The sequence below is a fragment of the Verrucomicrobiia bacterium genome, from assembly GCA_036268055.1.
Lineage (GTDB): Bacteria > Verrucomicrobiota > Verrucomicrobiia > Limisphaerales > Pedosphaeraceae > DATAUW01.
The window spans coordinates 1-20,878 of the sequence record DATAUW010000020.1 but is presented as its reverse complement, the minus strand read 5'-3'; the positions used below and the strand labels follow the sequence as shown (position 1 = coordinate 20,878).

Annotated in this window: 21 protein-coding genes and 1 tRNA gene; 9 read left to right on the top strand and 13 right to left on the bottom strand. The window is 54.7% G+C overall.

Going from position 1 to position 20,878, the window contains the following annotated elements; all coding sequences use genetic code 11:
• Positions 1-9: 9 nt before the first annotated feature.
• Positions 10-636 (top strand): OmpH family outer membrane protein, encoded by a 627-nt coding sequence (locus VH413_14290; GenBank protein ID HEX3799860.1) that lies wholly within the window; start codon positions 10-12, stop codon positions 634-636.
• 22 nt (positions 637-658) lie between these two features.
• Here VH413_14290 and VH413_14285 read toward each other — a convergent pair whose 3' ends face one another.
• A complete protein-coding gene (locus tag VH413_14285) occupies positions 659-1,411 on the bottom strand; it encodes a class I SAM-dependent methyltransferase (protein HEX3799859.1) in 753 nt (250 codons plus the stop codon).
• A 417-nt stretch (positions 1,412-1,828) separates the two neighbouring features.
• On the opposite strand from VH413_14285, the gene VH413_14280 reads away from it, so the two are divergent.
• Together VH413_14280 and VH413_14275 are read left to right on the top strand one after the other, a co-directional pair.
• Positions 1,829-1,904 (top strand) — tRNA-Lys (locus VH413_14280).
• A gap of 60 nt (positions 1,905-1,964) precedes the next feature.
• Positions 1,965-2,939, top strand: a complete 975-nt coding sequence (locus tag VH413_14275; protein HEX3799858.1) for a D-2-hydroxyacid dehydrogenase — start codon at positions 1,965-1,967, stop codon at positions 2,937-2,939.
• A 16-nt stretch (positions 2,940-2,955) separates the two neighbouring features.
• On the opposite strand, the gene VH413_14270 is transcribed toward VH413_14275, so the two are convergent.
• From VH413_14270 to VH413_14260, 3 genes are all read right to left on the bottom strand, one after another.
• The gene (locus tag VH413_14270) at positions 2,956-3,381 is read right to left on the bottom strand and encodes an OsmC family protein (GenBank protein ID HEX3799857.1); all 426 of its coding nucleotides are present in this window, start codon (positions 3,379-3,381) and stop codon (positions 2,956-2,958) included.
• Between the two features lie 76 nt (positions 3,382-3,457).
• A complete protein-coding gene (locus VH413_14265) occupies positions 3,458-3,805 on the bottom strand; it encodes a cytochrome c (protein ID HEX3799856.1) in 348 nt (115 codons plus the stop codon).
• 13 nt (positions 3,806-3,818) lie between these two features.
• Positions 3,819-4,832, bottom strand: coding sequence for a metallophosphoesterase (locus VH413_14260; GenBank protein ID HEX3799855.1), 1,014 nt, complete (start codon positions 4,830-4,832; stop codon positions 3,819-3,821).
• Between the two features lie 241 nt (positions 4,833-5,073).
• On the opposite strand from VH413_14260, the gene VH413_14255 reads away from it, so the two are divergent.
• The 3 genes from VH413_14255 to VH413_14245 all read left to right on the top strand — a co-directional run bounded on the left by VH413_14255 (position 5,074) and on the right by VH413_14245 (position 8,288).
• The gene (locus VH413_14255; GenBank protein HEX3799854.1) at positions 5,074-5,616 is read left to right on the top strand and encodes a sigma-70 family RNA polymerase sigma factor; all 543 of its coding nucleotides are present in this window, start codon (positions 5,074-5,076) and stop codon (positions 5,614-5,616) included.
• The gene (locus VH413_14250; GenBank protein HEX3799853.1) at positions 5,613-6,371 is read left to right on the top strand and encodes an anti-sigma factor; all 759 of its coding nucleotides are present in this window, start codon (positions 5,613-5,615) and stop codon (positions 6,369-6,371) included. Before VH413_14255 ends, VH413_14250 begins: the two co-directional genes overlap by 4 nt.
• A gap of 75 nt (positions 6,372-6,446) precedes the next feature.
• Complete coding sequence (locus VH413_14245; GenBank protein ID HEX3799852.1) at positions 6,447-8,288, top strand: hypothetical protein; 1,842 nt, start codon at positions 6,447-6,449, stop codon at positions 8,286-8,288.
• A gap of 3 nt (positions 8,289-8,291) precedes the next feature.
• On the opposite strand, the gene VH413_14240 is transcribed toward VH413_14245, so the two are convergent.
• The 4 genes from VH413_14240 to VH413_14225 all read right to left on the bottom strand — a co-directional run bounded on the left by VH413_14240 (position 8,292) and on the right by VH413_14225 (position 11,361).
• Complete coding sequence (locus VH413_14240; GenBank protein ID HEX3799851.1) at positions 8,292-8,660, bottom strand: hypothetical protein; 369 nt, start codon at positions 8,658-8,660, stop codon at positions 8,292-8,294.
• Positions 8,657-9,862: a hypothetical protein gene (locus tag VH413_14235; protein HEX3799850.1), complete on the bottom strand. Its 1,206-nt coding sequence runs from the start codon at positions 9,860-9,862 to the stop codon at positions 8,657-8,659. Before VH413_14235 ends, VH413_14240 begins: the two co-directional genes overlap by 4 nt.
• Positions 9,863-9,888: 26 nt before the next feature.
• Complete coding sequence (locus VH413_14230) at positions 9,889-10,851, bottom strand: sugar phosphate isomerase/epimerase (GenBank protein HEX3799849.1); 963 nt, start codon at positions 10,849-10,851, stop codon at positions 9,889-9,891.
• Between the two features lie 186 nt (positions 10,852-11,037).
• Positions 11,038-11,361: a DUF6370 family protein gene (locus VH413_14225; GenBank protein HEX3799848.1), complete on the bottom strand. Its 324-nt coding sequence runs from the start codon at positions 11,359-11,361 to the stop codon at positions 11,038-11,040.
• Positions 11,362-11,527: 166 nt separating this feature from the next.
• Here VH413_14225 and VH413_14220 point away from each other — a divergent pair, with 166 nt between their 5' ends.
• Positions 11,528-12,235, top strand: coding sequence for a carbohydrate-binding protein (locus VH413_14220; protein ID HEX3799847.1), 708 nt, complete (start codon positions 11,528-11,530; stop codon positions 12,233-12,235).
• Between the two features lie 51 nt (positions 12,236-12,286).
• On the opposite strand, the gene VH413_14215 is transcribed toward VH413_14220, so the two are convergent.
• The 5 genes from VH413_14215 to VH413_14195 form a co-directional block, all read right to left on the bottom strand.
• Positions 12,287-13,639 carry a DNA polymerase IV gene (locus VH413_14215; GenBank protein ID HEX3799846.1) on the bottom strand — a complete coding sequence of 451 codons (1,353 nt, stop codon included), beginning with the start codon at positions 13,637-13,639 and terminating at the stop codon, positions 12,287-12,289.
• Positions 13,640-13,699: 60 nt separating this feature from the next.
• On the bottom strand, positions 13,700-14,932 hold the full coding sequence (gene hemW, locus VH413_14210; GenBank protein ID HEX3799845.1) for a radical SAM family heme chaperone HemW: 1,233 nt from the start codon (positions 14,930-14,932) through the stop codon (positions 13,700-13,702).
• A 147-nt stretch (positions 14,933-15,079) separates the two neighbouring features.
• A complete protein-coding gene (locus VH413_14205) occupies positions 15,080-15,286 on the bottom strand; it encodes a cold-shock protein (GenBank protein ID HEX3799844.1) in 207 nt (68 codons plus the stop codon).
• A gap of 305 nt (positions 15,287-15,591) precedes the next feature.
• Positions 15,592-16,407 carry a chlorite dismutase family protein gene (locus VH413_14200; GenBank protein ID HEX3799843.1) on the bottom strand — a complete coding sequence of 272 codons (816 nt, stop codon included), beginning with the start codon at positions 16,405-16,407 and terminating at the stop codon, positions 15,592-15,594.
• A 46-nt stretch (positions 16,408-16,453) separates the two neighbouring features.
• Positions 16,454-16,828 carry a response regulator gene (locus tag VH413_14195; GenBank protein HEX3799842.1) on the bottom strand — a complete coding sequence of 125 codons (375 nt, stop codon included), beginning with the start codon at positions 16,826-16,828 and terminating at the stop codon, positions 16,454-16,456.
• 257 nt (positions 16,829-17,085) lie between these two features.
• Between VH413_14195 and nusA the strand changes: the two genes are divergently transcribed.
• Positions 17,086-18,372 carry a transcription termination factor NusA gene (gene nusA, locus VH413_14190; GenBank protein ID HEX3799841.1) on the top strand — a complete coding sequence of 429 codons (1,287 nt, stop codon included), beginning with the start codon at positions 17,086-17,088 and terminating at the stop codon, positions 18,370-18,372.
• Between the two features lie 97 nt (positions 18,373-18,469).
• A partial coding sequence (gene infB / locus VH413_14185; protein ID HEX3799840.1) for a translation initiation factor IF-2 occupies positions 18,470-20,878 on the top strand: 2,409 nt, incomplete at its 3' end.

Genomic DNA, 20,878 nt, shown 5'->3' with positions numbered 1-20,878 from the left:
AAGGTATATATGAAAAGAATTCTTAGCGTAACATTGCTTTTTGTTTTTTTGGTTTCTGCGGTTTCACCAGCGATGGCCCAGGGGCGCGTCGCGACGATTGATCTGCGCAAGGTGTTTGACAAATACTGGAAGCGCGAACAGGCCGAGGCTGCCCTCAAGGAACGCGGCACGGGCATGGACAAGGAATACAAAGGTTTTCGCGATGACTACGTCAAGCAGCAGGACGAGTACACCAAGCTCGTCGCCGCGGCCAATGACCAGTCCGTGACCGCCGAGGAACGCGACAAGCGCAAGACTGCCGCCGAGACCAAGCTTGCTGAAATCAAGACCACCGAAAACACTATGCGGCAGTTTGAAGAAAATGCGCGCGAGCAGCTCGACACTTCCAAGAAGCGCATGCGCGATGACATTCTCAAGGACATCCGCGCCGCCATTTCCGCCAAGGCCAAGGCCGCCGGTTACAGCCTTGTGATTGATTCCGCCGCCGAGAGCATCAATCAGACTCCCATCCTGCTTTATAACAATGGCGAGAATGATATGACCGATACCATCCTCTCGCAACTCAATGCCGGGGCTCCGGCGGGAACTGTTACCGATTCCTCCTCGAAGTCCGACGACACCGGCACGAAGAAATAATTTTCACGCGCCGCCGGGCACGTTATTTTTGAAAAATAATGATGTGCTGGATCGGCAGCACTTCGAGAGTTTGCACCCACTTGACCGGGAACGCCGACATTTCCTTGCGCACTTGCGCCTCGGTCATTTTGTGCAATGGCTTGATGCGGACTTGCGGATCTTCGCCGCGGAACTCCACGAACACCAGCCGTCCGCCCGGCTTGAGCGCGCGCAACATCGCCGCCGTCATTTCCGCCGGATGATCGAACTCATGATAGACATCCACCATGAGAATCAAATCCACTGACGCGGGCGGAAGCTGGGGATCGGTGATGGTTCCGAGCACTGGCTTTACATTGTGAATGCCCGCCTCCGCCATTTTATTCGTCATCAGCTGCAACATCTCCGGCTGAATGTCTTCGGCGTACACGATCCCGCCGGGCCCGACTTGTTGCGCAAGTCGCCGGCTGTAATAACCGGTCCCGGCGCCGATGTCCGCAACCGCATCGCCCGGTTTCAAATGCAAGGCAGCCACCAGCAATGCCGGATTTTCCTCAGCCTCGCGATCGGAACGTTCCAGCCACGATGCGCCTTCATGCCCCATGACCTGCGCAATCTCGCGGCCTTGATAAAATTTGCCGATGCCGTCCGGGTCATGCTTCGCGCGCGTTTCATAAGGCGGCACATTGGTCGCGGAATTTTCCTTCCCATCGCCGCCGCGCACCGGCACGGCCAATGAGAACACGAGCGGCAATAGAAAAAATCGCATCCACCAGAATCGAGGCAGGATTTTCATTTGAGAAATGTACGGGCGAACAAGCGGGAGAGCAACCCGTGTGTTAAACTTGCAAGCTGCTTCCATTTCATTCGCGAAGATGCTGTGGTTCGGCACAAAAAATCCGCGAGGCCCAGGTTTTTTCGCCCACTGGCCAAAATTTCGATGGTAAATTTGAAGTGCAATTCCTTGTCGGCCATTTCTTTTCTCCTTCATGCCTGGCAAATTAAATCATTTGATCTAAAAACGGTATAAATAGCCCTTCCAAAGCCTGACGAATGAGCTGTCGAATTAGCTTGCCTTTGACCTGCAGCTTGCGTCAAATACGCGGCTCTTAACGTATGGAAGAGATTCAGCGTCTTGCAAAAGTGGCCAGACGCGATACGATAAAGAATGCGAAGCGCAGATGCTTCGAATGCTATTGAAAATAATTTGGTTGCCTCGGTAGCTCAGTTGGTAGAGCAGTTGACTCTTAATCAATTGGTCCAAGGTTCGAATCCTTGCCGGGGCACCATTTCTCTCAAATATTCTCCGTTGCAGACTCGCCCTTGCAGCGCGATTGTCGTTGTCTTGCATGAAAATGCTCAAAATTTTTTCCGATGCGCCATTAACCGATTCGGCCTTGAAACTGTTGAAAACAGGCGTCGGTACAAACGAACTTATTTTTCCTTCAAAGCCCGGGAATTCTGTCCTCGCGAAATCGGAGGCTGATCCCACGTTCGCCGAAGCCGAGGTTGCCTTCGGACAACCGGACCTGCTGAACATCGCGGGCTCTTCGCGGCTCCGGTGGATGCACCTGACCAGCGCCGGTTATACGCGTTATGACACCCCGGAATTTCGCTCCCTTGCGAAGACGCGCGGATTAATCGCCACAAACAGCTCCACGGTCTATGCGCAACCCTGCGCGGAACATGTCCTCGCCTTCATGCTAGCCCAGGCGCGAAGACTGCCCTCGGCGCTGGGCTCGAACTGCGCCAGTGGGTCGCCCGAGTGGGTGGATTTTCGCGGCACTTCGACTTTGTTGTTGCGGCAAAAAGTTGTGCTGCTTGGATTCGGCGCGATCGCGGTGAAGCTGGCGGAAATGTTGCGGCCATTTGAAATGGACTTGGTGGCATTACGCCGCCAGGCGCGCGGCGATGAAACAGTGCGCATTATTTCCGAGGCGGAATTACCGCAAGCACTGGCCGATGCCGATCACGTGGTAAATATTCTTCCCGCAAACAAAGACTCGGCGCATTTTATTTCCGCCGAACGGCTGGCGGCTATGAAGCCCGGCGCGATCCTTTACAACATCGGCCGTGGCGCGACGGTGGATCAATCCGCCCTGGCGAATTCCCTTCACTCCGGCCATCTTGGCGCCGCGTGGTTGGACGTGACGGAGCCCGAGCCATTGCCGCCCGGACATCCGCTTTTATCCGCGCCGAATTGTTTTATCACGCCCCACATTGGCGGCGGACAACGCGCCGAAGCCGAAGCGCTGGTGTCGCATTTCCTTGCAAACCTGTATCGTTATTGCAATGGCGCGCCACTAATGGACCGAATCATGTAAAGAGCCGCGACCGAGATCAAGACTCCAGCTTTGCATCCAACGTAATGTTCGCCTTCAACACCCGCGACACGGGGCAATTCGCTTTGGCATCGGCGGCAATTTCCGCAAATTTTTGCGCCGTTATATTTGGGATTTTTGCGGTCATCACGAGGTTGATCGTGGTGATGGTCCAGTTACCGTCCACCTGCTCAAGCGTCAACGCGGCCGTCGTGGAAAGTTTATCCGGAGTGAAACCCGCTTTGCCCAGGCTGGCGGCGGTGGCCATGGTGAAACAACCAGCGTGAGCGGCGGCAATAAGTTCCTCGGGATTGGTCCCCTTCACATCCCCAAAGCGCGTGGTAAAAGAATAGGGCGTGTCCGTGAGGACGCCACTGTCGGCGGTAAGACTGCCCTTGCCGGTTTTCAAATCGCCGGTCCAGACTGCGGATGCATTTCGTTTCATAATGTATTGGTTGTAGTCGTTTTTGTTTCCGAAATTCGAGTCTAACCCAACCTCGGCGAATTGCCAAACGGCATCCCTATTCTTTCAACGTCCGAATAAAAGCGATCAATGCTTGCGTATCCGCCGCGCTGAGTTTCGCGCCGAATTTTGGCATCTCTCCTTTGATGCCATTTTGGATGATGTTCGTGAGGCGTTGATCGGACTTCAGCACGCCATGTAAATCAGGGCCTTCATCACCTCGGGCATCCGTGCCGTGGCAATGCGCACAATTCAGCATGAATAATTTATAACCCTGGTTCCCTGGCGTGCCCATAGGCGGAACCGGCAACACGTCCGCGAATGCCGCGCAAATCATCCCGGCGGTGACAATCCCAAGCGACAGCAAAAATTTTGCCCCACGCAGCAAATAATAATTTTGATTCATGCGTCGCAAATTTTTAGCCGAGTTTGGCATCCACGATCGCCAGCGAATGCGAGCTCTCCATATAACTCACTTCGGTGATGCCAAGAACCGTCGGCAAAATTTCCGGCGCGACTTTCATTAGGCCAGGCTTGGGCGCTGCGCCGGGAGCGGGTTGCGGAAACGCGGTCGAGGTGGCCGTATGAAACGTCACGTTGCCCTCTACTTTTTTCATCGTCTGATGAATATGCCCGTTCAAAACCGTGACTGAGCCAAAACGCTTCATCAGGTCAAGCGCGCGTTGAGCGTCCTGCGTGCCCCAACCCCACTGCGGATAAATCGTCCACAACGGCACATGCGCAAAAACCACAATCGGCGTGCTATTGGAAAGCGCACTGAGATCATCCTTGAGCCACGCAAGTTGATCTTCACCCAATATGCCCAATCCGCCCTCGGCTATATTCATCACGTTGACCAGTCCGATAAAATGAACTCCGCGCTGATCAAAACTAAACCACCCGCTGCCTTTCGAGCCTTTGCCGTAACGCGCCAGATAACCTTTGCCGTTGTCATTGATGACATCGTGTTCGCCCGGCACATAAAAAATCTGGCCCGCGCGCGCGATCTTGAGTAGTTGATCGAGCGTGTCGAATTCCTCCGGCTCTGCCAGATGCGAAAGGTCGCCCGTGTGCAAAATAAAATCAGGCGCGGTAGGCAAGGAGTTGATCCTGGCAATCGCCTGTTTAAGCGTGCCAATGACATCCGTATTGGCCGGCTTGTTGAAACCGATGTGACTGTCACTGATTTGAACAAAGCTGAAATCACCCGCGGCCGCAGTCGAAATGTCCGCTGCCACGGCGTTGGCCGGACTCAATATTTTCGAGCCAAGCACGCCGCCGGCGACGGTCCACAACATCCCCGTCCCCGCCCACGCCATGCACTTGAGAAAACCCCGGCGATCAACACCGTCAACGGTATGATCGTGATCCAGATGTTCGGTTTCGGCTGCCAGATGACGCACTTCTTTGATTTTATTTGGTTTCTTGTTCATAGATTTTTAAATTGGTCTGCTCTCCAGACCGGGCCTTCATGGGATTTATTCCCGGCTCGGAGAATTTTATTTCAATGGCAAATCCCTTCACCATCCATCCGACACACTTGAGACTTTTTTTCATTGGTAAATTTCTCCGGCACTGATGGAGACCGAATATTGCCACCATTTATTCCTGCAAAATATCGGGAATAAAAATAGACGGAAGTTTGGTCTTGCTATACGACGACATGGGCAAAAAATGGTCCCGGTGGACGAGCGCGAACGATTGAACTTATTTGAACAAACGGTGCTGCCGCATTTGGATGCGGCTTACAATCTCGCGCGCTGGCTGGCGGGAAATGATCACGACGCGCAGGACGTGGCGCAGGAAGCCACGTTGCGGGCGTTCCGCTTTTTCGGAAACTTTCGCGGCGAGAATGCGCGCGCGTGGCTGCTGACCATCGTGCGAAATACTTTTTACACATGGCTGCGAAAAAACCGCCCGCAGGAAACTATGGTCGAGATCAATGATGAAACTTTGGCAAACGAAGATGCACTGATCGAAACGAACGCCGTGAGCAATTCCACCGCCGATGCCGAACTGGTGCGGCAAGCCATTGCGGAATTGCCGGTGGAGTTTCGGGAAATCGTCGTTCTGCGCGAAATGGAAGGATTTAGTTACAAAGAAATCGCCGAACTGGCGGACGTGCCGATCGGAACAGTCATGTCGCGGCTGGCGCGAGCACGCAAGCTTCTTCAACACCGGCTGGCCGCGGAATTCAAACCGGGAGGCCCATCGTGAATTGCCGCGACACCAACCTTCTCATTAACGCCTATGCTGACGGCGAGCTGGATGCGGCCAGAACTTTGGAACTAGAACAACACGTCCAGAGTTGCGCTGAGTGCAAGTGTGCATGGGAAAATATTCGCGCGCTGAAAAAATCACTCAAGCAGGACGCACTTTATTTTGCTGCGCCGGCAGACCTGCGGCAACGCATCAAGGCTTCCCTGCCCTCACCCGCCAAAAGAATCTCCACCCGCGCGGCATGGAGTTGGAATTGGCTGACGACGGCATTCTCGGGAGCATTCGCCGTTTGCCTGGCGCTCTTGCTCACCATGACGATCCCACATGGACAGGAAAATCGTCTGGCCGATGAAATTGTTTCCGAGCACATCCGTTCGATGATGGCAAATCATGTCATGGATGTCGTTTCGACGGACCAGCACACGGTTAAGCCCTGGTTCAACGGCAAGGTTGATTTCTCACCGCCCGTGCGCGATCTGGCGGCGCAGGATTTTCCGCTCGTCGGCGGGCGATTGGATTATCTCAACGGTCGAAATGTTGCGGCATTAATTTTTCAACATCACAAACACATCATCAATCTTTTCATCTGGCCAAGTAAACAAACTTCTTCTCAACCCGCGGCGCTACCGTCGCGGCAAGGTTTTCACTTAGTCCACTGGTCAGATGGCGACATGATCTATTGGGCGGTATCAGATCTCAATGAAACTGAATTGATGGATTTCGCCCACGCTTTCAATACCGCTTCGCACTGAATTTTTCACGCTGAGAGCTTCGTTTAAAAATATTCTGGGCTTGCCAATGTGACCGGCCAAGGCAACTTATCCCGCATGCAGTCGCCCAACTCGCCGGTTGAAAAATCGCTATCGTCCTCGTCTGAGTTGGCCTTCGCAAAATTTTTCCAACGCCGCGGAGAAGCCGTCGGAATCGGTGTGCTTCTGCTCATGGCCGTTTATTTCCTTTGGGATTCGTGGCGCAAATGGCCGGATCCTATCGTGGATTTTGGGCAGCAATGCTACGTCGTGTGGCGGGTCTCACAAGGCGCGCTTTTGTATCACGATTTCGTCTGGAGTTATGGGCCCGCGTCCGTGTTCTTCAATGCCACGCTTTTTCAAATCTTCGGCCCGGGAATTATGGTGCTGGTCGCCGCAAATTTGATCATCTATGCCGCGTTCGCAGTGCTCGTGTATCTCGCGTTCCGAAAAGCGTGGGGCAAGCTCGGCGCGTGGGCGGCGCTGGCGTTTTTCCTTTCCATATTTTCCTTCCTCCATTTGCTTGCGGTGGGAAATTATAATTATGCGACGCCCTACTCTTCCGAGAGCACACACGGAATGCTCCTGATTCTCGTGGCTGTGTTGATAACCGCCAAATGGTGCCGCGAGCCGTCAACGAAACTCACGTTTGCTCTGGGTTTATGCGGCGGAATGGCGGCAGTCATAAAACCGGAATTCATGCTGGCGGCTGGCGCGTTGGGCGCGGCGGGTTTGGCGTTGCGGTTCGCACAAAAAAAGCCCGTGACCGTTGCGGAATTTTTTCTGCTCGCGTTGGGCGTGGTGTTGCCAACGCTCTTTTTTACCGTCTGGTTCGCCCGGCGCGAGAGTTGGGCGCTTGCAATCACGGATGCGTGCCAGGCATGGCTCGTTATTTTCGTCGGACACATCCAAAGCGAGTCGGGCCAGCAACTAAGCCTTTCGGGATTCGATCACGCGGGAACAAACGCCTGGCATGAAATTTCTGCGGGTGCGGTGGCATTGCTTCTACTTGCCGCATTATGGTCCGTCGGATGGTTGTTTAACCGCCGGCGGCGCACGATCGCGCTTCTCATCTCCTTTGGAGCCATCGGATTCCTGGACAGTGTGATGAAGAACAACCGCTGGTTCTCCGTGGGAAAATGTTTGCCTTTATTGATCACCGTTGCGTTCGTGTGGATGCTGATCAGGCTTCGCCGGGAAATTCGCGACGAAAAACGCCCGCGCGAAAGTACCGTCATGGGATTTTTGCTGGTATTGCTGGCGGGCACAATGCTGGCGCGAATGCCTTTATACGCCCGCGTTTATCACCTGGGTTTTTTTCAAGCGGCGCTCGCGGGAATGGTCGTTGCGGCCATGATGGTTTCTGAACTGTCGCATCTCACGGGCGAGGGTTGGAGAGGCCGGATGCTGACCACCTCGCTTGCTGGCTTGGTGCTTGCATCCTATTGCGTAGCTTTCGCCAAGACCTCTCACGCCATTCGCGCCGATCAGACGGAACCGGTGGGCGAAGGCCGCGACCGATTTTATTCGACATCGCGGACGATTGACGGAACGGGCGCGGTGGTGAATTGGGCGGTGGAACAACTGCGCGCGGTTCCCGCAGACGCCACTGTTCTGGTGCTGCCCGAAGGCACGATGATCAATTATCTTTCGCGGCATCGTACTGTTGAACCGGGATGGATGCGCGGGGATCACGAAGTAGAATTATTGCGCCAGATGCGGCTGAAGCATCCGGATTTTGTCGTGCTGATTTCACGCAACCTGGAGGAATTCGGCAAAGGACGTTTCGGAACGCCCGGAAATTTTGGTTATGATATTTGGAAATGGGTGCAGGATAATTATGTCGTGGCGGCAAGCCTCGGCGCTGATCCACTCGCCGAAGACGGTCACACGGGCGCGACTATTCTGCGGCAGAGATAATCGTCATTCGCCAACTCGATAATCGGACGCGTAAATCAGGATGCGAATGATCGTGATAGTTGTCAGAAGAATCACGATGGCCAGCGGCATCACTCGCTGGGGAAGACGGTTGAGGAATTTAATACCAGGAAAAAATTCCCAGCGTGCGACGCCCAAACCGCGATTTATTTTGCGGGCAATCAGGAAGGCATCAAGGCCCATTGCCGGACAGAGAAACAAGCTCGATATTCCGTTCGTGGCCCAATGGCCAAGGAGAAAAAATCCGATGAGAAAGACTCCCTTGTTATCTTGCTTGCAATACATTTGCCCGGTGCCGGGAAGGATGAATCCCAACACTGCCGCGAAGAAAGTTGATCGAGGCGGGTGGTTCATTTCGTGACAAAAGGCGAGAGCAGGAATTGAAGTCCCGCGTGAATCACTTTCACCGCGATGGGTTGAAACCAGGAAATTTCGCTGCGCCAAATATTATAATTCCCCGCCACTGCGGAAATGACGAATGCCACGAGACAATAACAGCGGAGCGCGTAAGCCGTATCACGGCGACTGATCAAAAAAATCGCAACGAGCAACGCAGGGAATACGTACGATGTGCTGCGGATGACGTCTTCCACACATAGCCCGCCCATGATGCTAATCCCTGCTGCGCCGAGAAAAAACAGGAGCAGAAATACTTCGCGGCGTTGCCAAAGCGCCACAGAAGCGACGAATATCAATAGCCAGCCGCCTTTGAGCGCCAGCCAGATTCCGGCGTGATAGTATGGCAAATTGGCAAGCAGGTTTCCAAAGCCAGTGCCCGCCATCGGCGAACTCAGTCCGGCGAATTTCACTAACAGCGCGCGACCAACGCAATACGCCGCCATCCCACCAACAACCGCAAGTGAATCAGCACGAAAAAATCGCGGACGCAACGGTGCATTTGGATCCGTCGAATACAGACTTTGAACCAACAAAATAGGCGCGGCGATGAATGCACGTTCGTCGGTGAAAGCCGCTGAAAAAACCAGCACAGCGCGGAAAAACCAGTGAAGACCAGGCAACATCGCCAGCGTGAGTTGGGCAAGGGCAATGGCATCGTAGTACATCGTGAATCCGAAGGAACCCATGTAAGTGCAACTCACGCCCAGCGCGGTATAAAGCCCGCAGACGCGATCGCCGGTGACGCGTGTGGTGAAAATACACGAGACGAAAATAATTCCACAGATGGCGATGGCGGTTAACACCGGAAGAATCCAGCGTTGTTCGATGGGCCAATGAACGATGTGCAACAATACGGGAACCGTAAGGCGAAAATTAAGTTTTGCATCGTGGGTCCACGGATCGTATTGACTGGCCAGATTGAGGAGCGGGTGCTCGATTTTTTTGAAATAGGACGGGTAGTAGTGGTTGTTGTTGACTTCGTAAAGGCGGTCGTCCACGCCAGCAGAGAAAAGCACGGAGAAAAGCACGGCAAGAAAAAGCGTTTCGAGATGCCAGTAGCGTCCAGCAACGAAATTTTCCGAGCGCGTAAAAATGCGCGCGAGCAGGTTGCTAAGGTAATCTGAAACGGGCGATTCGCGATGCGCGGGTGCGGACATACGCCGTTCAAATTAGTCTTGCCCGATTATGGCTCCGGCGGAACGAATTGCTCGAGCGTGCGCTTGGCGATGAGCAAACCGGTGTCCTCAAGTTTTTGCCCGACCTGGCGGTTCGTCGCGGCAAGCTTAACATCTTCCGGCGGCGTAGAATCGTGATCGCGATAGACCGGGTCATGCCAGCCTTCGATGTTCAAATCGGAATCGTAACCGGCACGCAGCAACGCATGGATGATCTCCGCCCAATTCGATTGGCCAAATCCCGGCATCCGATGTTCCGCAACGCCTGGATGACAAATGCCGTAAGTTTCAAGCAAATGGCGATTGATGTAGGCGTCCTTGGCATGCACGTGAAAAATGCGCGTGCCGAATTTGTGAATGTTCGTGATGGGATCAATGAATTGGCAGATGAGATGGCTGGCGTCCCATTCGATGCCGATGTTCTCGCATTTGGTTTCGTTGAAAAGGCGTTCCCACATCGCGGGCTGCGAAAGCATATTAAAACCCATGATCGGCAAGTGATAATTGCTCATGGGGCAATGCTCGAAGGCGATGCGCACACCGCGTTCAGCGCCAATGTGGGCAATGGGTTCCCAAAATTCCAAGAGGCGCGGAAGAAATGGCTCGAAAGGTTTGTAAACCGGATTTTCACCGCGCGGATTGACGGTCATCTCGATCACGGCTCCGGGAAAACCGGCGACCGTTTTGATGCCGAGATGCGCAGCGACTTCGATGGCGCGAAGAAAGGTGGCGCGGGCATATTCGCTTTGTTTGGGATCGAGCGGATTTTTATACAATGCGCCAATGGCGGAAATTTGGATGCCGCGAGACTTGGCTTCCGCACCAAATTGATCGGCGAAGGAACGCCAGTCGCTCTGGTGCGGGCCGGCGGGACTGATGTCGAAACGATTCCACTCGATGGAACGAAAGCCATGCTGGCGCGCCCAATCAAGCCGCGGCAAGCTGGCGTCGGTCATGAAGCCAATGCGCATAAGGCATGATTCACGGAGATGCGCGGCGAGGGAAGAAAAATTTGACGGTGCTTTCAGCGGAATCGAATTCCCTCACCCGCTTTTGGCGGGGCGAGAGAGATGACGCCCTTGGTTTGTGTATAAGCGTAAAATAAAAAACGCCCACCAAAGAAGGCGGGCGTTTGCGCTTTAAAAAATCCTGAATGCTTATTTGGCCAATTCAATCTTTGTTGGCGTGATTTGTTGTTTTCCGTCCACTTCGGCGACTGTGCCCGTCACCGTGATCTTCTTGTTCTCTTTGCAAAGGTTTTCATGGAAGTCTTTGCTGATATCATTTTGCACGAGGTAATAGGTGATGGTCTTGCCGTCCTTTTCCACCTGCAAAGCGTTCTGGCACTTGGCGGTTTCGTGCAGGGAACATTTGGCGCATTTACCTTCACCGGTGATGGTCTGGACTTTGTCGTCCGCCACGGCGGACAGGGTCATCACGAGGAAAGACAAACCAATAATTGCAGCAGCGATTTTTTTCATAATTTTAGTGCGGGTTCGCGATGGTTGTTCGGTTGTGAATATATGCTAAGGGACTATGCGTGTTTGTCAATTTTGAAAGGTCATGGAGATTTTTCGTTTCCTCACGGGCGAAAGCACCCATAGAATGCAGCAAACCCATTTTGCATAGAGGAACCCATCTTCGAGCATGAAAATTAATTTCAAATTTGCCTGGACATCACTTGCGCTGGCATTCGCCGGAATTTATTTGAGTGGTTGCGCTTCGGCCGGCTGGCAGGGCTATCATGGCTCGCCGTTCAGCGATAATGTGTATCACGGCGGCGCGCAAAAAATTCCTGGTCGCGTGCAGTGCGCCTATTACGATCGCGGCGGCGAAGGCGTGGCCTATCACGACTCCGACGCAAGGAATAATGGCAGCGGTGGTTTGAATCCCGCGAATGGTTCGTATCTCAATGAATTTCGCATGCGCGAAGGCGTGGATATTTCGTACACCAAATTTCACGATGCGATTGATAACAATCCTTACAATCTCGTCGCCCCACCTGAAGGGCAATTATACGTCGGTTGGACGGAACCTGGCGAATGGTTCAACCTGACGGTGAATGTCGAGCGCGCCGGCACTTACGCGGTTGACCTTTTATATACCTCCAACCGAGGCGGGACGATTTCGCTGGAGCGTAATGGCAAGCCGTTAAGCGGCCCGATCATGATTCCCTCGACCCGAAATGCCGCAGAGCCGATTGCGTGGCGTCAATGGCATCATTGGAATATGTTGACGAACGCGGCTGACGTCAACTTGCCGAAAGGAACCAGCGTGTTGACGCTGCGAGTGTTGGCGGAGGGGAATATGAATTTTGCGTATTTGGATTTTAAGCTGAAAGAAAGACAGAACTAATTTTAACCGTGAAGCCCGGAAGCGCGGAGATCGGAACGGATACAGAACGCCTCAGTGATTGAATTGGATTTGTTTGCTGACTTTGCCGAGGCGTTTTTCCCAGTCACCTTTATTCGCCAGCGGGTCGGCATCGGTTCCCCAAAGTTTTTTGACAATTTCCCGTTGCGGCGCGAAGGGACATTTTGATTTGGGATTTTTATGGGCGTCGTCAAGCTGGCGCAAGGCAAGTTGCGCGCCGGTCATGAGCGCGGGTTTGTCCGGCCGCGCGAATAGCTGGTTCATGCGATGCGCCGCCTCGTCCAGCGCGCCCCAGCGTTCGGCCTCGGTCTTGCCCCAAAGCGTGGGCTGCGTATCAAGGCGCGTGAGATTCCAAAATGCGATGCGGATCTGGCGGATCGGTTTGCTCGCGTGCGTCATCACGTCGCGAAAAAGATCCTCGAGTGCGGTGGTGATGACGGAATTGCGAAACTGCGGATGCTTGAAACGATAGTTCGCGCCCACTTCGCTGAAATCATCAAACCGAATGGTCACGCTCATTTCGCGCGCTTGTAATTGCTCACGCCGAAGCTGGCCGACAAGGCGAATGGCTTCGCTCAAGGTAAAAACCAGCCCAGCTTCGTAATCGGGTTCGTTATAAGGGAGCGTGGTATTGCTGGAAATAGTAGTGCGATCCTTGGCGTCGAGAATCAACGGCTCCTGCCAGCGGCCATTGGCGAAAAGCCAAAGCTGTTGACCCCAGATGCCAAACCGTTGGCGCAATAACATGGAAGGAAGTTTGGCGACGTCACCAAAGGTGCGGGCGTTCAACGACGCGAGAGCGCGTTCGCGATTTTTGGCGATGCCCGAAAGTTCGCGCACGGGACGATCGCGGAGAAATTCTTTTTCTTCGCCGACAGGGATTTCTATGAAGCCGGGTTTGACGGCATCGGTCGCGAGCTTGGCGAGCCGGGAGGAATTGGCGAGTCCGCCGGAGACGGGTAAACGGATTTGCACGCGGATGCGCTCGCCGATTTCGCGCAGGTAAGCCAGCGGTGTGGTGTGCCGCCAAACGTGTTGATCCATCGTGCTCAGATCGAGAAAGCCTTCGTCAATCGAGATCGGCACCAGCGTGGGTGAATACTCTTCGAGAATGCGAAACATCTCCTGTGAGAGACGGCGATATTCGTCGTAGTGGGGACGGCATTGCACACCTTCGGGGCAGCGGCTCTTGGCCTCGAAACACGCCATGCCGGTCTTGATGCCATGCACTTTAGCCAGGCGATTGGCGGCGATGACGATGCCGTTTCCCCGGCGTCCACCGCCGACCCAGACGGGCCGTTCTTCGAGCTTCGGATTCAACGCCACTTCGCAACTGGCGAAAAAACTATCGCCATCTACGTGGAGGATGCGGTTGTCCTTGCTCATGCGTAAATATTTTACGCCTTCGCGAGAGAACGCCAAGAGGAAATCGGAAACTATTTTACGTCAGCGCAAAAAAAGTTCGGCGGCGCTATCGGCGAAGCGGAGGCCAGCCGAAGTAAGTTGGAAGCGTTCGGAATCGGAACGGGCCCAGCCCCGCGATTCAAGCTGCTGGATTTCGCCGGACCATTCGCGCCGCAAATCCCAGCCAGTGACATTTTGAAATTGTTCAAAGGGCCAGCCAATGTTCATGCGTAGTCCGAAGGCCGCGATTTCTCCGGCACGCGCGCGCGGAGAAAGTTCTTCGCTGGTTTCGATGGCGCGTTTCCCCTGCTCCAGTTGTTCGCAATAACGCTGGGTGTTCGGCACATTTTTTGTGCGGATGCCGCGGACGTATCCGCTGGCGCTGGGGCCGAGGCCGTAGAAGGATCCGCCGCGCCAGTAGTTGACGTTGTGCTGGCAAGCCCGGTTGGGAAGTGCGGAGTGCGGAATTCGGAGTGCGGAATTGGGGATGGGGTTTTTGGATGCTATGGAAAATTTGTTTGCGTTAATGGAAGACACATTGTTTTGGGCGAAGTTGGCGATTTCGTATTGCTGAAAACCAACCTGGGTCGCGTGGCTGATCAATTCTTCGTACATGGCGCAGGCGAGGTCTTCGTCCACGTCGAACTCGCCGGCTTTGAGTTGCGCGTAGAGCGGCGTGTCGTCTTCGTAAATTACTTCGTAGCTGGAAAGATGTTCGCTACCGAGCGCGGTAGCTTCGCGCAAAGTCTCGCGCCAGATATCCAGCGTCTGACCGGGAATGGCGAACATGAGGTCGAGATTCACATTGTCAAAGCCGGCGGCGCGCAAAATATCGAAGGACTTGAAAACCATTTCGCGGCTGTGGATGCGGCCAAGGCGGTCGAGCAGCGCTTCGTTGAGGGATTGCACGCCCATTGAAATGCGGTTGACACCGTGCTCGCGCAAGAGTTTCGCCTTGTCGAGCGAAACGGTGGCGGGATTGCATTCGACGGTCCATTCCGCCGCACCGCTCAAACCGATACGATGCATCGTCTCGAGGATTTGCTGCCATTGCCGGAGATTGAGCAGCGAAGGAGTGCCGCCGCCGAAAAAAATCGTGCGCGGACGAAGATCGGACGCAACCAATTCGAGTTCGCGGATCAATGACTGGACATAGCGTTCGATGAGTTCGCCGTTCGAGGCTTCAGAATAGAAAGCACAGTAATTGCATTTCTGCGCGCAAAAAGGGACATGCACGTAAAGGCTGGAAACCGGGCTGGCGAACGACTCAAGCATGCCCAAGGATAACCTATTTTTTGACGGTCGTGAATAAAAAGCTTTGGCTTAAATCTTGACCCGGCCATAAACCCGGCTACTGGTGGAAAACGAAAAAGCCTCCAGCCGAACGGCGGGAGGCTCTTAGTGTTGAAGTCGGAAGGATGTCTAGGCTACAACTCGCTGGACGTTTTGAGCTTTGGGTCCCTTGTCACTGCTGACCACTTCGAAGCTCACTTCTTCCCCTTCGTTCAAGGTCTTGAAACCAGCACCGAGGATGGAGGTGTGGTGAACAAAGACGTCTTGACCGGAATCCTGGGCGATAAACCCGAACCCCTTTTTGTTATCGAACCATTTGACTTTACCGCTTGCCATAGTTTTCTCCTGAGATGCTTGAGTGCGCGGCTAAAAAAGCAAAAAGGACACATGCTGTGCGTGCAGCTTGTGTCCAAACGAATTACTTCTTGTCGCCCATAATACGACTCAAATTTGTTGGAATACTATAGCTTATCCAACGGCGGTCAAGCATTAGTTTTAGGATTTTAGCGATGAAATGGCTGACGACATCAAGGGCCAAGGCGGCGTGAGTGGAATTGTAAAACAAAATATCACAACCCAGATAGCCGTTCGGAATTCGAGGAATGGTTTATAACGACCTATCCACTCTATTGCTCACCACTCTACAGATGCAGATGTGTCCAAAGCGCCGCCGGAGCGAGTCGCATATTAATATAGAAGGGGCCGAACTCGCCATAGCGCGCGGTCACTTCATCAAAACGCATTTCATAGACGATGTCCTTGATGGGATCGAGTTGGTGGGCCATGAGGGTCACGCCCCATTCCCATTCGTCCAGGCCAGTGGAACCAGTGATCAGTTGCGAGACGCGCCCGGCGAATTTGCGGCCAACCCGCGCGTGACCGCCCATCAATTTTTTGCGGGCATCGAAATCGAGGCTATACCAGTTATCGGCGGCGAGCCGGCGCTTGCTCATTGGATAGAACGCCATGATTTCCCAATCGGGCAGTTCGGGATAGAGCCGGTAGTGCTCGTAATCAGCGCGGCGCTTGGCGGATTCGGCCATCTTCGTCTTGAAGGCGTCGCTATCGGGTGAAAGTTTTTCGTGGTTGATGAGCATGTTGCGGCTCTCTTCCTCCGTCGGCATGTATTCGCTCAATTCGGTGACGCTGATGTAGCTGAACACCGGCGTCAGCGTTCCCGGCGGAAAACAATCTTCAATGTTGCGATGCAGTTGTGCGATCTGGCCAAGCTCGGCGGCTTGCAGCATGAAAACCAAATCCGCCTTGCCACTGATGTTCGTGTAGGTGACGAGGCGCGGGTGAGAGACATTGGCGTTCGCGGCGCAAAGCTTTTCGAGCTTGGCGCTCGCGAGCGCGGAATCGCCGACGGATAGTTGCGACCAGCGGACGCGGTCAATACGGTAAAACAAATGCATCACGTGAATACCTTGATTCAACTTAATGGTGGGAAGAGTCATGGGGGGAATTAAAAATTAAAAATGACTTAAGGAATTGTCTTGCGTGTTAATCAAGTTGCAGTGCCTGTTCGAGAAATTGTTCGAGGTGGTTGAGCACGGCGGCTTCGTTCACGACGAGGTTGGCGCCGGCCTCGCGGGCGGCGGATTGCAGTGTGGCATTTTTATCGTCGGCAAAGGCGATGACGGGAAGATGATTCGTGGTGGAATTTTGGCGAAGCTGCGTGATGGCCTCGGGCACATTGATGCGGCGCGCAACGAGGTCAGTGAAAACGAGCATGGGTTTTTCGCGCACGGCGCATTCGACAAGGGACTCGGTGGCATTCACGGTGACCACGCGATAGCCCAGGTCCTGGAGGCGGTTCACAAGCTGGGTTCCGGGCAGCAATTTTTCGTATAAGACGAGCGCGAGCGGTTGCGTCATGGAAGCAGATTGGGACAGCCGGGGAAAAATTGCAAAAAGTTTTGCGGCGAAGATTTCGGGATAAAGCGTTCACGATACAGCGGCTTTCAAAAGACACTGGAGTTTGGATTTTGCACCTTGACGCGAACGCGGAACTCATTATGCTTACTAGAACGGTACTAGATGGCTGGTTTGCCAGCGCGCGCGAGTCGGAGAATTAAATCTGCCGACTTTTTTGTTCCCCTAACCGGGTGAACCAACGTGCCGTCGAAGATTATATGAACGCAGATTTTTTAGCAGTCCTGGAATTCTGGGAACGCGAGAAGGGCATCAGCCGCGAGATCCTCGTAGCTGCGGTCGAGGAAGCGTTGTTGTCTGCTGCCAAGAAGGCGGTCGGCCCGGCGCGTGAACTGCGTTGCGTCATTGACCCCAAGAGTGGCGATATCAAGGCCTTCGCAAAACTCATGGTCTCCGAAAAAGTTCTTTCCAAGCACGATCAGATCACGGTGTTCGATGCCCGACGCATTAAGGCGGACGCCCAACTCGGCGACGAACTGGAAGTGGAAGTCACGCCGGCGGGTTTCGGCCGCATCGCTTCTCAATATGCCAAGCAGTCGTTGATGCAACACATCCGCCGTGCGGAGAAGCAGTTGATTTTCACCGAGTTCAAAGATCGCGTGGGTGACATTATCAGTGGTGTCGTGCGGCGGTTTGACCGGTCGGACGTCAGCGTGGACCTGGGCAAATACGAAGCGCTCCTGCCGAACCGCGAGCGCGTGCCCACCGAAGAATATCAGATCGGCGAACGCATCCGTTGTTACGTCAAGGCCGTTGAGAACGGCCCGCACGGACCAGAAATCATTTTGTCCCGCGCCGATCCGCGCTTCGTCATCAAGTTGTTCCAGCTTGAAGTTTCGGAAATCAACGACGGCACGATCGAGATCAAGGGCATCGCCCGCGAACCCGGCTTTCGCACCAAGCTTGCAGTCTATACTCGCGATGAAAAAGTGGATCCAGTCGGCGCATGCGTGGGGCTGCGCGGCCAGCGCGTGAAGAATATTGTCCGCGAACTCAACAACGAGAAAGTGGACATCATCCGTTGGGACTCGAACATCAAAGTGTTCCTCACCAACGCCCTCGCGCCGGCGCAGTTGAAATCTTTTGAAGTGGACGAGGCCAATCGCCGCGTCCGCATCGTGGTCAGCGAAGATCAGCTTTCGCTGGCGATCGGCAAGCGCGGCCAGAATGCCCGCCTGTCCTCGAAACTCACCGGCTGGCAAGTGGATATCGAGCCGGAAGTCGTAGTCACGATGGGTTTTGAAGAGAAGGTCGCGCAGGCAGTGAAGACTTTGGCCGCAATTCCCGGCATCACACAACAGCAAGCGGATGTGCTGGTTCACCACGGCTTGACACGTTTGGAAGATTTGTTGCAGGCGGACGATAGCGACCTTGCCGAGATGCCTGAAATCGGCGATCAGGCGGGCGCGATCATGGAAGCTGTGCGTGCTGAAGCCGCGCGGCGGAAATTTAAATTGGGTGACGTGGGTGAAGCCCCGGCCGCCTGAATTGAATGTTTGGAAAATGAATAGCGCTTATGTTACGCTGTTAGGCCTATGAAGGCTTGTTTGCAAAATTGGCCCGTAGAAAGTGACGATATAGATTATGCCCGTTCGTATTTACGACATTTCGAAGAAACTTGGTTTGGAGAACAAAGACATCATCTCCAAGGCCAAGACATTGGGCATTACCGCCGCCAAGGTCGCCTCCAGTTCGCTCGATAAAATCAGCGCCGAATACCTCGAAAACGAGCTTCTTAAGGATCATCCTGACATCGCCGCCCGGCTGAACGCGCCGCCGCCGGAAGCGCCCAAAGCGCCCGTAGTGGAGGAAAAAATCGTAATCATCACCGCTCCTCCTCCGCCTCCTCCGTCCGCGCCCGTTGAAATAGTGGCGCCTGCACCGCCCGAGCCGGTCCACGTCCCAAACGGAGCCGAGCCTGCGCCACTCGAAACCAGGAAAGAAGATATTGCCGAGCCGGTCATGGCGACCTCCGTCGTAGAACCGCCTCCGCCGCCCGCGCCGGTCATTGCGCCGAAGCCGGTCGTCCCGCCGCCGCCTCCGAAACCGCAGGTGGGCGAGAAAGTTGGTTTCATTCAACTGCCGCAAAAGCCCGCACCGAAACCGGTGGAAAAGCCGGCCCAAAAATTTCCCGGACAACAACCGCGGCAGCAGCAGCCTGACCGTCGGACCGACTTTAACAAGCGCGGCGATATTCGAAACTTTCGCGGCGGTCCCATGGCGCCCGCGGGTCCTTCCATGCCCGGGGCAAAAGCGCCGCAAAAAGGTCCGGGCCTCAAAGAATCCGGCCCAAAAATTTCCCTGCCGGCGGATGCCAAGGTCATCATCATCAAGCCGCCCATCGTGGTTCGCGATCTCGCTGAACAGATGAAGCAGAAGCCCTTCGTTGTCATCGGCGACCTGATGAAGCTGGGCGTTTTTGCCACGGTCAATCAGGCGATTGACGAAGCCACCGCCCAAAAAGTTTGCGCACTGCACGGTTTCCGGTTCGAAGTTGAAAAACGCGAACGCGGCGGCGGCGTGGTCCACGCACCGATCAAGAAGGTCGAACTCGACATGGAGGACAAGGTCGAGGACTTGAAACCTCGCGCTCCGGTCGTCACCATCATGGGACACGTCGACCATGGCAAAACGACCTTGCTGGACGTCATCCGCAAGTCCGATGTCGCGGCCGGTGAAGCCGGCGGAATCACCCAGCACATTGGCGCCTACACAATTTCCTTCCCGCATCCGGAGCGGAAAAAAGAACTCGCGCAGGTCACTTTTCTTGATACGCCCGGCCATGCCGCCTTCAGTTCCATGCGCGCGCGCGGCGCGAATGTCACGGACATCGTGGTGCTCGTCGTGGCGGCGAACGACGGCGTCATGCCGCAAACGCTCGAGGCGTTGAGCCATGCGAAGGCGGCGAAAGTTCCGATTCTCGTCGCCGTCAACAAGATTGACCATCCGAACGCCAACCCGCTGAAAGTCCGCCAGCAATTGCAGGACAAGGGCCTCGTGCCGGACGATTGGGGCGGTGATACGATTTACGTAGACGTCTCCGCGCTGACAAAACAAGGCGTGGATAAACTCATTGAAATGATTTTGCTCCAGGCGGACTTGCTGGAGTTGAAGGCCAACCCCAACCGCCGCGCCAAAGGCAACGTGATTGAATCCGGCCTCGAACCCGGCGGCCCGACCGCCACCGTGCTCGTGCGCAAAGGCACGTTGCGCGTCGGCGATGTCATCCTCTGCGGCCAGTTTTATGGGCGCGTGCGCGCGCTTATCAACGAGGAAGCCAAGCGGCTCAAGGAAGCCGGCCCTTCCGTCGCGGTGAAAGTGCTGGGCTTGAACGGCGTCCCCGAAGCCGGCCTCGAATTCAGTGTCGTGGAAGACGAAAAAGCGGCGCGCGACCTGGCCGAACAACGCATGCTGGAAGCCAAGGCAGAAGGCCTGGAGGCGATGCGAGGCAAAGTGACGCTGGAAAATCTGTTTGCCACCTTGCAATCGCAACAGGGTAAAACGCTCAAAATTGTTGTCAAAGCGGACACGCAAGGCTCCGTGGAAGCCATCGTGGAAGCATTGAAGAAAATCGAGTCCGACAAGGTGACTCTGGAAATCATCCATAGCGCGGTCGGCACCATCACCGAATCGGACGTGGCGCTGGCTTCGGCTTCGAGCGCTGTCATCCTCGGTTTTCACACGCGCGTGGACAGTGGCGTGGCGGACAAGGCCAAGCACGAAGGCGTCCAGATCAAACTTTACGCCATCATTTACGAGTTGATTGACGAGGTGAAGGAAGCCATGGCGGGTCTGCTCGATCCGATTCTCAAGGAAGTCATCATCGGCTCGGCGGAAGTGCGCAAGGTTTTCGAATTGTCCAAGGGCGCGCCGGTTGCCGGCTGCATCGTTTCCAGCGGACGCATCGCCAAGGGCAAGGTCCGCCTGCGTCGCCGCAAGGAAATTATTTACGAGGGAATCACTCAGTCATTGCGCCGATTCCAGGATGAAGTC